Origin of the sequence: Williamsia serinedens, from assembly GCF_024171725.1 — a bacterium.
GTDB lineage: Bacteria > Actinomycetota > Actinomycetes > Mycobacteriales > Mycobacteriaceae > Williamsia_A > Williamsia_A serinedens.
In genome coordinates this window covers 14,208-29,546 of the sequence record NZ_JAMTCG010000005.1, presented here as the reverse complement: position 1 = coordinate 29,546, position 15,339 = coordinate 14,208, and the positions used below count along the sequence as shown (strand labels likewise).

The 15,339-nt window shown below is 72.0% G+C and carries 9 protein-coding genes and 1 riboswitch; of the genes, 5 read left to right on the top strand and 4 right to left on the bottom strand.

Annotated elements, in window-relative coordinates; all coding sequences use genetic code 11:
• Positions 1 to 3: 3 nt before the first annotated feature.
• On the top strand, positions 4 to 1,305 hold the full coding sequence (locus tag LX12_RS13715; protein ID WP_253655142.1) for a GNAT family N-acetyltransferase: 1,302 nt from the start codon (positions 4 to 6) through the stop codon (positions 1,303 to 1,305).
• On the opposite strand, the gene LX12_RS13710 is transcribed toward LX12_RS13715, so the two are convergent.
• From LX12_RS13710 to LX12_RS13695, 4 genes are all read right to left on the bottom strand, one after another.
• Complete coding sequence (locus LX12_RS13710; RefSeq protein WP_253655141.1) at positions 1,277 to 2,644, bottom strand: P-loop NTPase family protein; 1,368 nt, start codon at positions 2,642 to 2,644, stop codon at positions 1,277 to 1,279. The genes LX12_RS13715 and LX12_RS13710 overlap by 29 nt on opposite strands.
• Positions 2,641 to 4,167, bottom strand: a complete 1,527-nt coding sequence (locus LX12_RS13705) for an O-antigen ligase family protein (protein ID WP_253655140.1) — start codon at positions 4,165 to 4,167, stop codon at positions 2,641 to 2,643. The genes LX12_RS13710 and LX12_RS13705 overlap by 4 nt, the downstream gene beginning before the upstream one ends.
• A complete protein-coding gene (locus LX12_RS13700) occupies positions 4,164 to 7,508 on the bottom strand; it encodes a hypothetical protein (protein ID WP_253655139.1) in 3,345 nt (1,114 codons plus the stop codon). Before LX12_RS13700 ends, LX12_RS13705 begins: the two co-directional genes overlap by 4 nt.
• A 143-nt stretch (positions 7,509 to 7,651) precedes the next feature.
• Complete coding sequence (locus LX12_RS13695; protein WP_253655138.1) at positions 7,652 to 9,265, bottom strand: hypothetical protein; 1,614 nt, start codon at positions 9,263 to 9,265, stop codon at positions 7,652 to 7,654.
• 240 nt (positions 9,266 to 9,505) lie between these two features.
• Positions 9,506 to 9,679, top strand: a riboswitch (M-box (ykoK) riboswitch).
• Positions 9,680 to 9,728: 49 nt separating this feature from the next.
• Between LX12_RS13695 and LX12_RS13690 the strand changes: the two genes are divergently transcribed.
• The 4 genes from LX12_RS13690 to LX12_RS13675 all read left to right on the top strand — a co-directional run bounded on the left by LX12_RS13690 (position 9,729) and on the right by LX12_RS13675 (position 15,337).
• Positions 9,729 to 10,439 carry an MgtC/SapB family protein gene (locus LX12_RS13690; RefSeq protein WP_253655137.1) on the top strand — a complete coding sequence of 237 codons (711 nt, stop codon included), beginning with the start codon at positions 9,729 to 9,731 and terminating at the stop codon, positions 10,437 to 10,439.
• Positions 10,436 to 12,172 (top strand): ABC transporter permease, encoded by a 1,737-nt coding sequence (locus LX12_RS13685; protein ID WP_253655136.1) that lies wholly within the window; start codon positions 10,436 to 10,438, stop codon positions 12,170 to 12,172. The genes LX12_RS13690 and LX12_RS13685 overlap by 4 nt, the downstream gene beginning before the upstream one ends.
• A 25-nt stretch (positions 12,173 to 12,197) precedes the next feature.
• A complete protein-coding gene (locus tag LX12_RS13680; RefSeq protein WP_253655135.1) occupies positions 12,198 to 13,499 on the top strand; it encodes an ABC transporter ATP-binding protein in 1,302 nt (433 codons plus the stop codon).
• Positions 13,500 to 13,588: 89 nt separating this feature from the next.
• Positions 13,589 to 15,337 carry an SDR family oxidoreductase gene (locus LX12_RS13675; protein WP_253655530.1) on the top strand — a complete coding sequence of 583 codons (1,749 nt, stop codon included), beginning with the start codon at positions 13,589 to 13,591 and terminating at the stop codon, positions 15,335 to 15,337.
• Positions 15,338 to 15,339: the final 2 nt, after the last annotated feature.

Below are 15,339 nucleotides of genomic sequence, written 5' to 3'. Positions count from 1 at the left end.
CGGATGACCGACGTCGACGGGGCGGGCCTGCGGGGTGCGTCGCCGGTACCGGTCGTCCTCGGTCCCGTCGTCACCGGGGCGCACCGCGTGGTCGTGCGTCCCGGCCGCTTCGACGACCACCCGCGATGGCGGGAGCTGCGACTGCGTGACCGCGCGCTCATCGAGCCGTTCTGGTCGCGCAGCGCACTGACGTGGGACGAGCGGCACCGCCGCAACGAGTGGGTGCGGGAGGTCCTCGACTCGCGGCGTCACATCGCCTCGGGTCGTGCCCTGCCGTGCGTGATCGACGTCGACGGCGCACTGGCCGGCCAGGTCGCGCTGACCGCGATCGACACCGTCACGGCCACCGCCGAACTCGGGATCTGGATCGACTCCCGGCTCGGCCGGTCCGGGGTGGCGACCGTGGCGACTGGGATGCTCGTCGACCACGCCTTCTCGACGCTGGGCATCCGACGGGTCGTGGCGCCCGCCGCGACCGACAACGCCCCCGCCGCGCGGGCGTCGGCCCGAGCCGGGTTCCACCGGGCCGCCACGCTCCCCGGTTGGGCCCCGACCGGCGGCCACGACGTCGTCGCGCACGACCTGTGGGTCCTCGACCGCGACGACCTCGGCCCCGGCGGACTGACGACGGTCGGACTCCGGATGACCGACCCCACCGCCGACGCCGTCGACGTCGAGGCCCTGACCCGGCCGGCGCGGGGACATGCGACCGTGCCCCACCGGTTCGACGACGCCGTCGCCGTGGCCCGTCACGGCCTGGGGCGCGCCAGGACGCGGGTGCGCAGGATGGGACCGCCCCCGATGCCGGCCGACCTCGACGTCGCAGGGACCGGTCTGCGGCTGCGCCGCCGCCGTGTCCTGACGGCCCCGATGGTGTCCGCCCGCTCCGCGACCCTCGACGACCTGTGCGGCCCCATCCGATCGGGCGCCTGGTTCGACACCGACGACGCCGACGTCGTCTACGAGGTCCGCGACACCCACACCACCGTCGGTCGCATCGCGCTCGTCGGGGTCAACCGCAGCCAGGGCTTCGCCGAGCTCGCCGTCAGCGTCGACCGGAGCGCGGCATCCGCCTCCGACCGTGCGATCGGGCAGGCGATCCGGGACGTCCTCGGCCACGCCATGAGCGCGATGTCGTTGCGCCGCATCTCCACCGCCGTCCTGCGGTCCGACGTCCGTGCCGGTCGTCTGGCCGATGCGGCGGGCCTGCACCACGAGACCTCGCTCGACGGCGCCGACTGCGGGCGTGCGGCCGGGACGGTGGAGGTGTGGGGACTCAGCGCGACAGGAGACGCGACGGTGTGATGCACTCCGGGCGAGCGACCAGGACCGCGGCGAAGGCCTCGATACCCGCCTGACGCAACAGGTCCGCGGAACGCCGTCCGCGCGTCGGGCTCACCGTGTCACGCTCGACGACGACGAGTGTCCGGTCGGACGCCGCGCAGACGAGCTGCGCCTCGGCCGCCTGGTCCACGGGGGCGCACTCCACCACGACCACGTCGAACCGCTTGCGCAACAACCCGATCAACTCGCCGACGTTCTCCCGCGTCATCACGTCGTACGGATCGGTCCCGCGGCTGTCGGGGCCGGGCTCGCCGGCACCGAGGATCGACACGCCCCGCCCGAGACGGGTGCTGTCGCGCAGCGTCTCGTCCAGTCGCGCCGCGTGGATCCCGTCACCGTCCGGGGTGCGGAGCACGTCCACCATCCCTGCGCCGGCGAACTCGCCGTCGCGGGAGGTGCGCACGACGACGACCTCTGCGCCCTGTGCGGCACGGATCCGCGCGAGCTCGTCGGCGACACCCGCAGACCCGGCTCTCCCGCCGACCCCGGTCAGGGCGACGACGGACGGCACGGGCAGGTCGTCGAAGGCCAGTGCGTTGACGACATGGCGCATCTGCATGTGTGGGTCCGCACCGTCACCGGAGGCGTCGAAGGTCCGCAGCCCCAGCGTCTCCCGGACCTCGCCCGCGGTGCGGAGTCGGGGTGCGAGTCCACCGGCCAGCCACGCGAGGACCAGCCCCACGAGGAGGCCGACGACGACGGACACGGCGACCCGCGCGGTCATGGCCGGTCGCTCCGCCGTCGCGCCGCTCGCCGCGGTCAGGTCCTGCAGCAGACCGCTGGTGTCGCTGTTCAGGCGGTCGATGGACTGCTGCAGCTGCACTCGCTCCTGCTGCAGGATGAAGTCGTTGCCGGCCTCCCGGTCGGCGAACGGCCGCCGCAGCGCGTCGATCGCGGACTGTCGGGTCCGTTGCACACCCGCATTGATGCTCTGCCGGAACGCATCCGCCATCGCCTGGGCCGCGCGCGGCACCGCCGCCCCGTCAGGTCCGGTGGCGACGACGAACATGATCGGACCCGTCGCGACCGGCGTCGCGGTGACCCGGACGTCGTCGGGCACCCGCGCATCACGCCGCAGGGACTGTTGGCTCGCGTCGTTGTTGAACAGGTCGACGTAGCTCTGGATCAGCACCGCGTCCTGCTCCGGCGCTCGATTCGCCGAGTAGGTCGTCAACGACGCCTTGCTGGTGTAGGTCGTCGTGGCACTCACACCCGTGACGAGTGCGGCGCCCACCGCGACGAGAACGCAGAGGGCGACGACCCACCACCGGCGGAGGATGCGATCGCGGACGTCGGTCATGCGGGGATCTCCTCCCTGGCGGGGACGGTCGTGGTGGGCGGCAGGGACGGCGCGACGACACGCTGCGGCCGTCGGGCCTGGCCGACGGCGAGTCCGGTGAGCAGCAGCGTCGCGACCACCGGTAGGTCGAACAGCCGGAGGTCGACCGTGGTCCCCGACGTCACCATCACGACGAGCGCGATGATCCCGGTGACCACGACGGTCACCCGGGTGCGCTCGTCGTCGGTCCGTGGGTCCCGTGCGAGGGCGCGGAACGCCGTGATCAACCGGGCGGCCAGACCGGCGAGGATCGTCAGCCACAGCACGAGACCGACGAGCCCGAGATCGGACAGGATGCCGAGTTCGTTGAAGTGGGGCGCGATGCCGAGCCCCCGGTCGAAGGGTGTCGACGTGGTCCACTGCTGGTGATGCAGGGTGTTGACCGAGATGAACCGGCCGAGACCCCATCCGAACAGCGGCTTCTCGTCGAACGCCCAGAAGGTCGTGGCCGCGGTGTTCAGTCGGTCGAGGACCTCGCTCGTCGAACCGACGCCGCCGGCGTCACGGTCGGAACTGGTGAACGTCGACCAGTTCGCCAGCACCGCAGCCGATCCCAGTACACCGACGACCACGAAGCCCGTGCGGTAGCCGCGGGCGATGACGGCCCCGACGACGAGCACGACGGCGAACGCCAGGTAGATGATCCGCGTGTGCGTCAGGAACACGGCGTAGGACGACGCGGCCGCGACGAGTGCCGCGGTCAGCCGGGCGGCGCGACGGCCCTCGGTGCGCGAGGCGAGGTGGACGGCGCAGGCGAAGCCGATGAGGATCGTGATCCCGTTGACCACCGGCTGGTTCGGCACGCCGTTCGCACGACCGACCCAGTTCGGGTCCTCGACGATGTAGCGCGGCCACACCAGCCCCGGGGCGTGGAACTGCAGGATGCTCACCAGCGCCGAGTAGCCACCGAGGGCGACCATCATCCACAGGACGACCCGTGCGCGGCGGGCGTCGTCACCGATGGTGCGGCCGACGAGGAACAGCGCGAACGGCATGAGCGTCGACGACAGGATCATGCGGAAGAGGTTGATCGGCTCGACCGTCGGGATGTACGCGCCCGCGTCGTACTCGTGCGGCAGCACCGCCGACAGCACGTTGTAGCCCAGGTAGACGGCCATCACGAGTTCGACGACACCCAGGCGCGGCAGGCGGTCTCGGTGTGTCCACCCCCAGATCGCCGTGGACAGGACAACTCCCACGAACGCCGGCAGGAACGGGTCGACGGGGAGGACGCGCGGCAACGCCAGCCGGAGGAACAGCGCGACGAGGAAGTACCCCAGCGCCACCAGCGGGTGTCGGAGCCCGATCCAGACGGCGACGACGGCGACGACGGCCGCGATCGGTGCGGCGATCACCATCAGGAGAGATCCCCGCGAGACCGCGGCGGCGACAGCGGCGGTCGCGACGACCAGGCCGGCGGCGGCGAGGGACACCCGCCGCCGCGACGGCAGGGACGTCACCGCCGCCCGGAGGCGGGCGGTCATCCGCGCGCGTCGCTACGTCGCTCGACCGTTCCCTCGACCACCGGCGCGGAACTGCCGGTCACGGACGAACGGACGGACCTCGGCGGGACGGCGTTCGGTGCCGGGGGCACGGGCGGCGGGACGTCGATCCCGGCCGCGCGCTGCTGCAGCCACCGCTGCTGCTCGGCCCGGTACCGCGACCACTGCTCCTCGAGCCAGCGTTCCTGGGCGAGGCGGTACTGCGCCCACTGCTCCTGCGCCAGACGCTCCCGGGCCACCTGCTGCTGCAGCGCGAGTTCGCGCTCGGCCTGCTCCCGGGCGACGCGCTCGGCCTCGAGGCGTCGCTCGATCTCGCGACGTTCCTCCTCGAGACGCTCGGCAGCGAGCCGCTCCTCCTTGACGCGCGCCGCGACGGCACGCTCGACGGCGGCGCGCTCCTCCCGCTGACGCTGCTCCTCCGCGAGCCGACGCCGAGCGGCCTCGGCCCGGGCGATCCGCTCGCGCTCCAGGTGGGCGGCGCGGGCGCGTTCGATACGCTCGAGCTGCAGACGCTCCGCACGCTCGCGGGCGACCCGTTCACGCTCGAGGCGTTCGACGCGTTCGCGCTCGGCGAGTTCCCGTTCGCGACGCTCCGCCTCCTCGCGGACAGCCTCCTCACGAGCGCGCTGCTGGCGTGCCAGCCGCTCCTGGATCGCCGCACGCCGCTCGAGTTCCTCCTGTGAGCGACGATCCCGGGCCTCCCGCTCGCGGACCTGCTGGTCCTGTACCCACTGGCGGCGCGCGATCAGCTCGCGTTCCCACCGCTGCCGGACGGCCTGCTCCCGCAGGAACTCCTCGTGCGCGGCGCGCTCGGCGGCGGCGTGCCGCTCGAGGGCGAACGGGTCGCCCGGACCGGCACCGGGTGTCACCGCCGGGAACCGGTCGGTCGGCACGGCGTTCTCCCCCGCCGCGGCGTGCACGAGCGGCGCGCCGGCGACCTCGGCCGGGAGGTCGGGAAGCGGCTCCGGCTGCACCTCGGCGACAGTCTTGGACTCGGTCTCGGCGACCGGCTCCGGCTCGACAGCCGGTTCCGGCTCGGGTGCGACCTCGGCAACCGGCTCCGGCTCGACGGCCGGCTCCGGCTCGACCTCGGCAACCGGCTCCGGCTCGACGACAGGCTCGGGCTCGACCTCCGCAACCGGCTCCGGCTCGATGGCCGGCTCGGGTTCGACCTCCGCAACCGGCTCCGGCTCCACGACAGGCTCGGGCTCGACCTCGGCGACCGGCTCGACCTCTACGACCGTCTCCGGCTCCACGACCGACTCGGGCTCGACGGCCGGCTCCGGGATCGGTGCCCGCATCGAGCGGTACGGCAGGAACTCCTCGGGGGCGTCGTCTGCCGTCGGGATCTGCGGCGCCACGACGGGCGGCGGCACGACCCGCGGCCGCGGGGCCGGCGGCGGAGTACGGCGCGCCGCCGACTCCTGACGCCACCTGGCCGCACGACGGATCGCTTTGCTGAGCACCGTCTCGGCGGGTGTGACCGGCGTGGTCGCACGCGGCGGACGAGACGGGGCAGGCGGCACCGGCGTCGCGTCCTGATGCGCCACCGTCTCGCCCGCCTCGCTCATCTCCCGCACCTCTGTCATCGTCGGTTCCGGCGACGCGGCGTTCTCCCCTCCGCCGATCACCTCCTCGGCATCCGGGGCGACGACGTCGGTCGTCTCGTCCGTGTCCGTCGCGTCGTCCTCGGCCGCCACAGGATCGACGTCCACGTCGTCGACGGTGTCGTCCGCAGGGGTCGGATCATGCTCGTCGACGTCCTCGGGCACCTCGGCGTCGACGACCGGGGACTCGGCCGGCTCGGCGTCGAGGTCGTCACCGTGACCGCCTGTCTCCGTGACGATCTCGCCGTCCGCGAACTCGGCAGCGGTGTCGTGGTCGACGACCGGGGCGCTCGGCACGACCTCGCGGTCGGAGAGGGACTCCTCGGTGTCCTCGACCACCGCCGGGAGCACGTGGGCGAGACCCGTGGCGGTCGCGGGCGCCGGCACCGGCGGCGCGGACATGACGACGGCCGGACCGATCGGCGCGTTCACCTCGGCGAGCAGCCGGTAGGTGTCGGACACGTCCGACACCGTCGCCGTGGCCGGGTCGACGACGGTGATGACCACGTCGGCCTGGGCGCAGATGATCTGCGCCTCGGGCGATTCCACGACGACGGGCGATTCCAGCAGCACGACCTCGGCCTGCTTGCGTGCCGCGTCGAGGAAGCGGGCGACGCTCGTCCGGGTGATCACGCCGATCGGGTCGAGCACACGGTTGCCCACCCCGATCGTGCAGACACCACCGGACTCGGCGGACATCACCTCACCGAGGTCGAGGTCGGCGTCGACGAGAGCGTCGACGAAGCCGCGCCGGCTCGAGGCACCCACGGGCCGGCGCGCATCGGTCCGGACGAGCAGCGACGGCACCTCGGCGGTGCCCAGCGCCGAGGCCATCGTCTCGGCGAGCTGCCGTGCGGCAGCGGTCGCTCCGGACTGCGCAGCGACGACCGCGATGACGTGCGGCCGGGTGTCCGACCCCGACATGACCCGGTTCGACAGGTGGCGCAGGTCGGCCGATCGGGCCGAGCCGCCCTCGTCGTCGGGGTCGGCGACGACCAACGCGGTGGTGAACGCGGTCTTGTCGGTGACGTCGAAACCGGTGCGCACGCGCCGCGATGCGATGTCGACCCCGAGGGCCATCAGGACTCCGACCACCAGGCCGCCGACGAGGGCGGTGAGCAGCGTCGTGGTGCGCTGCGGCGTCGTGGCCGTGACCGCGGAGTCGAGACCGACGGAGTTGATCATCCCGTTGGTGTTCGCGTTGATCGTGTTGATCTGGTCCTGCAGCCCGGCACGCTCGTCGCCCGGGACCTCCAGACGCTGGGCGTAGCGCTCCTCGAACGGCGCCTCGACCGAGGAGATGGTCTGCTTCTTCGCGTCCTCGAGCGCGCCGTTGATCTCCGTGCGGAACGTCGTCGCGAGCGCCGACGCGGCGGACCGGGCGGCCTCGGGCGTCGCGGCGGTCGCGTCGATGTAGAAGATGCTGCCGACGGTCGCGGGTTCGGCGACGCTGGTGACACCCGCCGGCACCTTTGCCTTGCGGTTCAACGCATCCTGGAACGAAGGATCGTTGAACAGGTAGATGTAGGCCAGCGCCAACGCGTACGGCGTGTTCTCCGATGTCGGGGAACTCGCCGACAGCGCGGCCTTGGCGGAGTACGTGGTGCGGTCACCGACGCCGGCGACGAACGCTCCCAGGACGGTGACCAGTGTGATGGCCACGACGATGTACCAGCGGCGGCGGACGCGCAGCAACTGGTTGACGAGATAGTTCAAGGCCCCCCCTTGACGAACTGTGCGCGGTGTCCGATCCCCTGCCACGCCACCGGTTCCCAGGCCGACGGCGCCATGGCGACAGGGTTTCTGTCACTGCAACGAAATTGACTATACTTCACTCGTTCGAGCGCACAACTCGGACCTCATGGTGCCAGGGGCGCCGGAGCCGGTTGAGCGGGGAGTCCGCCGCCACCGATGTCGTCGGGTGCGTTGTCGTCGACCACCGCGAGAACCTGCTGGATGCGCTGCATGTCGCGCGTCCACGGCGACCCGGTGGAGATGCGCTGTTCGAACGGGTAGCCGTAGTCGTCGCGGAACTGGTCGGCGAACCGTCCCGACGGTCCCTTCTCGGTCACGAACGCGAAGCACGCGCACGCCGCTGAGTCACCGACGTAGGCGCCGTAGTTCTGCAGCGTCCACGCGATCTGTCGTCCCGGGACCGTCTGCAGTCCGAGGCTCTCGATGTCGACGTCGAGCGGGATCGCGAGCAGCGCCCCCATCTTCATGGCCGACGGCGCGGACCCCTTGCTGCCGTAGGTCCGCTCCGCGTCGCTGTCGGACGTCGACGCGGGCCACCGGAAGCAGTCGCCGTCCGGGCAGCGGTGGAGCTGGCGGTCGGTGTCGATGTTGACCCGCAGCGCGTGACGGGGTCCGGTCGCGGCGGTCGACGGGCGCAGCTCGCCGAGGCGCAGGGCCCCGACCATCCCGGTGAGACCGGACCCGCCGAGTCCGCGGGTGACGCCGTCACCGTGGAGGTCGACGGGATCGGAGACGTCGAGGCTCGTCGCCGGTGATCCCGGGCTGCACCGGGCGAGCGGCGCGCTCTGCAGCACGGTGCGGTTCCCGGGCAGCAACCAACTCGCGCCCTCGTTGTCCGTCGACTGCGGGACGACGTAGTCGCGGGGCATGGGGACGCGGAAGAAGGTGCGCGACGTGGCCTCGCAGCGGTCGCGCCCGGTCCACCCCGCGCTGCTGTAGCGCACGTCGGTGAGCGGCGCGTCGGGTGTCTCGATGATGGACGTCTGGTCGTTCTGCGGCATCGGCGCGAAGCGGTCCCCTCCGGGCCGAGCCGGCATCCGCGCGTCGACGTAGTCCGCGTCGGCACCGATGGCCGTGTTCCAGATGCTCGTGGGCGCGAACGGTTCTCGGAGCGGGTCACGCGGCGTCCTGTCGGACGGGCCGAGCGCGAACAGCAGGGTCTGAACGGTCACCCCGCCGGCGGCGGCCACCACCGGGGCGGTGCGTCGCGACATGTCGACGACACGGCCGTCGATGGCCGACGGGGCCGACGTCGAGGCGGCGACCGACACCGCCAACCCGCGTCCGCCGCCCGGGACGGGTGCGAGCGCCCCCGTCGATCGTGCGATGAGCGGGGTGGTGGCGTCGACACCGGACCATCGCCGGACGTCGGCACGGACGGTGGTGCCGTCGGTGACCTCGATCTCGATCGGTGAGCGGTCGCCCGTCGCGATCCCGTAGATCACCTGGCTGCGCCATCCCCCCGACCCGGTCACCGACACCGCCCGGTCGCCGGCCGCCCACGCCTGCACCGCGCCGCGGGCGAAGACACGCCCACGGCCGTTCCAGCTGACCGCGGCGACGACCAGATCTCCGGGCGCGACCGACGCCGGCACCGCCACGGTCGTCGAGGCGGTCGGGCGGTCACCGGTGACCCGCGGCTCCTGCTGCGACGAGCAGGCAGCGGCACCGGCGATCACCAGGACGGCACAGATCACCGTCGTCAGCGCCTGACGCACGTCGTCTCCCCCTTGCTCGACGTCCTCCCCGGCCGCGGATCGTACCGATCGGACCTGAGAGAACGCCCCTGCCTGTGGCCCCCGACACGTCGATCGCGGGCCGTCGCGACACCGACCGGTCTGTCCGACCTGTCCGCTACGGGACTTTCCGACATCGAGAGTGGTTCTGCACGTGGCGTTTACGCGCTCTTGACGCGTTCTTGCGCACCGTCGCCGGGGGGTGTTCACTGTCTCCTCGCAAGGTGCCGTCGTTCGCTGAGGCTCCTTCACGGAAACACGCCAGCGACCCCAAACGTCCAGAGACGCCCCGGGTCAGGACAGGTCTTCCCGGCTTAAGGGTTGACCCCGATTGGCTCCTCGACACCCGTCGAGGTCCACGCCGTGAAGTGCCAAAGGTCTTACGAGGGGGCGTTTCCTTCCGCTCCGGCACGTGGCCGTCCTCGTCTCCTGCGGAGGTCTCGTCATGTCCACACTCGACACCGTGCTGCGCCTGCTCTGCGGGCTCGGCCTCGGGACACTGATCGGCTTCGAGCGCCAGTACCGCGCGCGGATGGCCGGTCTGCGCACGAACGCACTGGTCGCGACGGGCGCGACCCTGTTCGTCGTGTTGTCCGCGCACGGCTTCTCCGGCGGCACCGCGGACCCGACCCGCGTCGCCGCCCAGATCGTCTCCGGCATCGGCTTTCTCGGCGCCGGCGTCATCCTGCGCGACGGTCTGGGTGTCCGCGGGTTGAACACCGCGGCAACACTGTGGTGCTCGGCCGCTGTCGGCGCGCTCGCCGGCGCGGGCCTCTATGCGGTCGCCGCGATGGGCACAGTGGCGGTCGTCGCGGTGAACGTCGTGCTGCGGTGGCTCGGACGCGCTGTCGACCGCCACCCGGAGTCCGGCGACGAGTCCCCGACGACGTACACGATCAGCGTCGAGACCGAGCCCGACGGCGCCCGCTCCGTGCGGTCGATGCTCGTCGACGGCGTCTCGGGCGGCGACACCCGGATCCGCGCCGTCGACGCGACGGAGTCCGACGGCACCGCGCACCTCGTCGTGGAGGTCCACTCCGATCACCGCGACGACGACCGCATCCAGGCCGCGGTCACCCGGCTGTGCCTGGAGCCGTCCGTGCGGGCGGTGCGGTGGGACCGCGACCTGCAGGTCGTGCAGGAGAGCGACCGATGAGCGGCGTCGGTGTCGCTCGGATGGCGGGCATCGCCGCACACCGGCCACGGTGGGCCGACGCGGCGGTCGCGGTGGGCGGCGTGGTGTTGCTGTACCTCGTCGTGCGCATCGGATCGGACTTCGGAGCTCCGTTCGACGCCGCCCACGCGGCGACGTCGGTGTCGACCGATCCCGCGCGACTGCCCTTCTACGCCGCGTGTTCGGTGCTGCGGATGTTCCTCGGCCTGGGCGTGTCCGTCCTGTTCACCTTCACCTTCGCGACAGCGGCCGCACGGCTGCCGCGGGCGCGAAAGCTGTTGCTGCCCATCCTCGACATCCTCCAGTCCGTCCCCATCCTGGGTTTCCTGTCGATCACGGTGACCGGGTTCATCGCGCTGTTTCCCGGGTCGCAGTGGGGCCCGGAGTGTGCGTCGATCTTCGCGATCGTCACGTCCCAGGCCTGGAACATGGCGTTCTCGTTCTACAACAGCCTCGTCTCCCAGCCGCGCGACCTGGACGAGGCCGCGCGGGACCTGCGGCTCACGCGGTGGCAACGCTTCTGGCGGGTCGACGTCCCGAGCTCGATGATCCCGCTGGTCTGGAACGGGATGATGAGCTTCGGCGGGGCGTGGTTCTTCCTGGTCGCCTCCGAGGCGTTGACCGTCGACGACAAGACCTACGTGGTCCCCGGGATCGGGTCGTACGTGGCCGCCGCGACGGCCCAGGAGGACCTCGGCCGTGTGGGTCTGGCGATCGTCGCGATGGTCGTCATGGTCGTCGGGGTCAACGCGGTCTTCTGGCGGCCGCTGACGGCCTGGGCCGAGCGTTTCCGTACCGAGGACAGTGCGAGCGCCGACGCCCCGCGCAGTGTCGTGCTCGACGTCCTGCGGCGCTCCCGCGTCCCCGACCTGTTCTCCGCCGGGATGCGGCCGGTGGTCGCCGCGGCCGACCGGGTGACCGGCATCTTCGGCATCGCCGAGTACCCGTTGGCCGGACCGACGCGCGCACGCCGTGCCGCGACGGCGACGACCACGCTCGTCGTCGCGGCCGCACTGGCGGCCGGGGCCGTCGAGGTGGTGTCGTTCGTCGGCCACACCGCGGGCTTCGGCCAGGTCCTGCACTGTCTGTGGTTGGGACTGTTCACCTTCGGGCGCGTCATGGTCATCGTCGTGGTGTCGACGGTGGTGTGGGTGCCGGTCGGGGTCTGGATCGGGCTGAACCCGCGCGTCGGTCGGTTCGCGCAGCCGGTGGTGCAGGTGTTCGCGAGCTTTCCCGCGAACTTCCTGTTCCCCCCGGTCACCGCGATCCTCGTCGCGACCGGTGTCGGTCTCGACTGGGGCGGCATCGTCCTCATGAGTCTCGGGGCGCAGTGGTACATCCTGTTCAACGTCATCGCCGGCGCCGGCGCGATCCCCACCGACCTGCGCGAGGCCGGGCGGTCACTGCGGCTCCCCCGCCGACTGTGGTGGACGAGACTCGCACTGCCGGCGGTGTTCCCGTACTTCGTCACCGGAGCGCTCACCGCTGCGGGTGGCGCCTGGAACGCGTCGATCGTCGCCGAGGTCGTCACCTACGGGTCGACGACCCTCACCGCGACCGGACTCGGCTCCTACATCGCCGCCGCCACCGCGCACGGCGACCGGGGCCGGATCCTCGTCGGCGTGGTCGTCATGAGCGCGTTCGTCGTCGGCCTGAACCGCCTGCTGTGGCGTCCCCTGTACGGCCTCGCCCACCGACGCTTCTCCCTCTCCTGATCCCTCCGACCGACAGGGCCGTCCCATGACACTCACGTCCCCCACATCCGTCGCCACCGACCTCGTCACGGTCGAGGACGTCCACACCACCTTCACCGGCGCGAAGGGCCAGTCGGTGCAGGTGCTCGACGGCATCGACCTGACCCTCCACGAGGGCGAGATCGTCGCTCTCTTGGGACGATCCGGCTCCGGCAAGTCGACGCTGCTGCGGACCGTCGCGGGCCTGATCCCGGCGACGTCGGGCACGGTCCGCTACCGCGGGACGCCGCTCACCGGCGCCAATCCCGGCACCGCCCTGGTGTTCCAGTCGTTCGCCCTCATGCCGTGGCTCACGGTGCAGGACAACGTGGAGCTCGGCCTCGTCGCGCGACGGGTCCCCGCCGAGGAGCGGCGTGAGCGCGCACTGGCCGCCATCGACCTCATCGGCCTCGACGGGTTCGAGTCGGCGTACCCCCGCGAACTGTCGGGCGGGATGCGCCAGCGGGTGGGTTTCGCCCGTGCCCTGGTCCTGCGACCCGACGTCCTGCTCATGGACGAGCCGTTCTCCGCCCTCGACGTGTTGACCGCCGAGAACCTGCGGTCGGAGTTGATAGACCTCTGGGAGGGGGCACGCTTCCCCACCCGCGCGATCTGCATCGTCACCCACAACATCGACGAGGCGGTCGCCCTCGCCGACCGTGTCGTCGTGCTCGGGTCGCACCCCGGACGGATCATCGCCGACATCCCCGTCCCGGGGCGACGACACCGCGATCCGCGGTCGGTGGGTTCGGTGTCCACCGTCGACACGCTGTACCGGCTGCTCACCGAGGGTGAGGGCACCCCGCCGGTCGCCCCCGTGTCCCCGGCGACACCCGGCGACGAGCCGCTCCCCGAGGCGACCGTCGGCGGCATCGCGGGCCTGGTCGCGATGGTCGCCGGTGAGGACGAGCCGACGATGGCGTCGATCGCCTCCGCACTGACGTTCGACATCAGCGACCTCCTGCCCCTGGTGGACGCGGCCGAGCTCCTCGGCTTCATCGAGGTGACCGACGGGCGGATCGGGGTCACCGACCTCGGCACCGCCCTCGTCGGCGCGGACATCCAGCGCAGCAAGCAGATCTTCGCCACGCAGGCGGGCGAACACGCCCCGCTGGTGCGGGCGATCGTCACCGCGGTGCGGTCCAGCCCACACGGGACGCTCCGGGGCGGGTTCTTCCTGGACCTGCTGCGACGTCGCCACGGTCCCGACAGCGCGCGTCGCCAACTGGAGACCGCCGTCGACTGGGGTCGCTACGGCGAGCTGTTCGAGTACGACACCGACGACGACGTCATCAGCGTCCCCGTCTGACGCGACCGCGGCGCGCGAGTCCGCGGTCGGCACTTCCGCCGTACGTGTGACAGTTGGTAACGTCTACTTCTGTGACCGACCGAACACCCATGGACTGGCGTCCGCGCACCGTGCAGAACGGCGGCGTCCGTCTCGCCGTCGTCGAGGCCGGCGTCCCGGACGCCCCGACAGTCGTGCTGGTCCACGGGTGGCCGGACACCCACCACCTGTGGGATCAGGTCGCCCCGGTGCTCGCACGCCGGTTCCACGTCGTCGCCTACGACACCCGCGGATACGGCGAGAGCGATGCGCCCGCCGGTGACGCGCCGTATGCGCTGCCCGAGTTGGCCCGAGACCTGTTCGCGGTGATCGACGCGGTGACCGACGGCCCCGCGCACGTCGTCGCACACGACTGGGGGTCGGTGCAGACATGGGAGGCGGTGTGCACCCCGGGTGCCGCCGACCGGATCGCGTCGTTCGTCTCGATATCCGGCCCGAACCTCGACCACCTCGGCACCTGGGCTCGCGAGAAGCTGTCGCGGCCCACCCCGTCGAACGTGGCGCAGGCGCTGTCGCAGGTCGCCTCGTCGGCGTACACGGTGATGTTCCAGCTGCCGGTCGTGCCGAAGGTGTTCTTCGGCGCCCTGGGATGGGCACCGGTGTGGCGCCGGTTCCTGCAGGCCGTCGAGGGGACGTCGCCATCGGCCATCACGGTGGCGCCCAGCCTGCACCGCGACATGATCTCCGGCCTGCGGTACTACCGCGCCAACATCCGGCCGCGACTGTTCCACCCGTCCCCCGGGTCCACGGACGTGCCGGTCCTCGAACTGGTCAACACCCGCGACATCGCCCTGCGCGCGGCCATCTTCGACAACACACCCCGCTACGCGTCGCGCCTGTGGCGCCGTGACCTTCCCGCGGGACACTGGCTGCCGTACTCCCGGCCACAGCTCATCGCCGACCGCGCGACCGAGTTCATCGAGGCGGTCGAGTCCGGCTCGGGCTCACCGTCACTCGACCGGCTCGCGGTGACCGGTCCCCGCGGTCCCCTCGCCGGTCGTCTCGCCGTCATCACCGGCGCGGGGAGCGGCATCGGACGCGAGACCGCGATCCTGTTCGCCCGCAACGGCGCCGAGGTGGTCTGCAGCGACATCGACCTCGACGGGGCACGCACCACCGTCGAGGCGATCGCCACCCTCGGCGGGACCGCACACGCCTACCCCCTCGACGTCTCCGACGACGCGGCGTTCGCGGCGTTCACCGAGGAGGTCGCGAAGGCGCACGGTGTCCCCGACATCGTCGTGAACAACGCCGGCATCGGACTGGCGGGATCCCTCCTCGACGCGACCGACGCCCAGATACGACGCCTGGTCGACATCAACCTCATCGGGGTCGCCACGGGCAGTCGGTATTTCGGCCGACAGATGGTCGAGCGCGGCGAGGGCGGACACATCGTCAACCTCGCCTCAGCCGCTGCGTTCACACCGCAGCGCGGGCTCGGCGCCTACGCCGCCACCAAGGCCGGCGTGCTGCTGCTCAGCGAGTCGTTGCGCGCCGAACTGGCCGGCGCCCGCATCGGGGTCTCGGCGATCTGCCCCGGCATCGTCGACACCAAGATCGTCTCGACGACCGAGTTCGCGGGATCGACGGGCGCGGAGCAGAAGCGGCGACAGGACCGCATGGACGCCGCCTACCGCCGTCGCGGCTACACCCCCGACAAGGTCGCCCGACGGATCCTGGCCGCGGTCCTCGAGAACCGCGCCGTGGTCCCCGTGACCCCCGAGGCCGCGGTCGGCTACCGCGTCTACCGCTTCGTCCCGGCGCTCTCGCGCCGCATGGCCCGTACGTCCCTGGTGTGAGG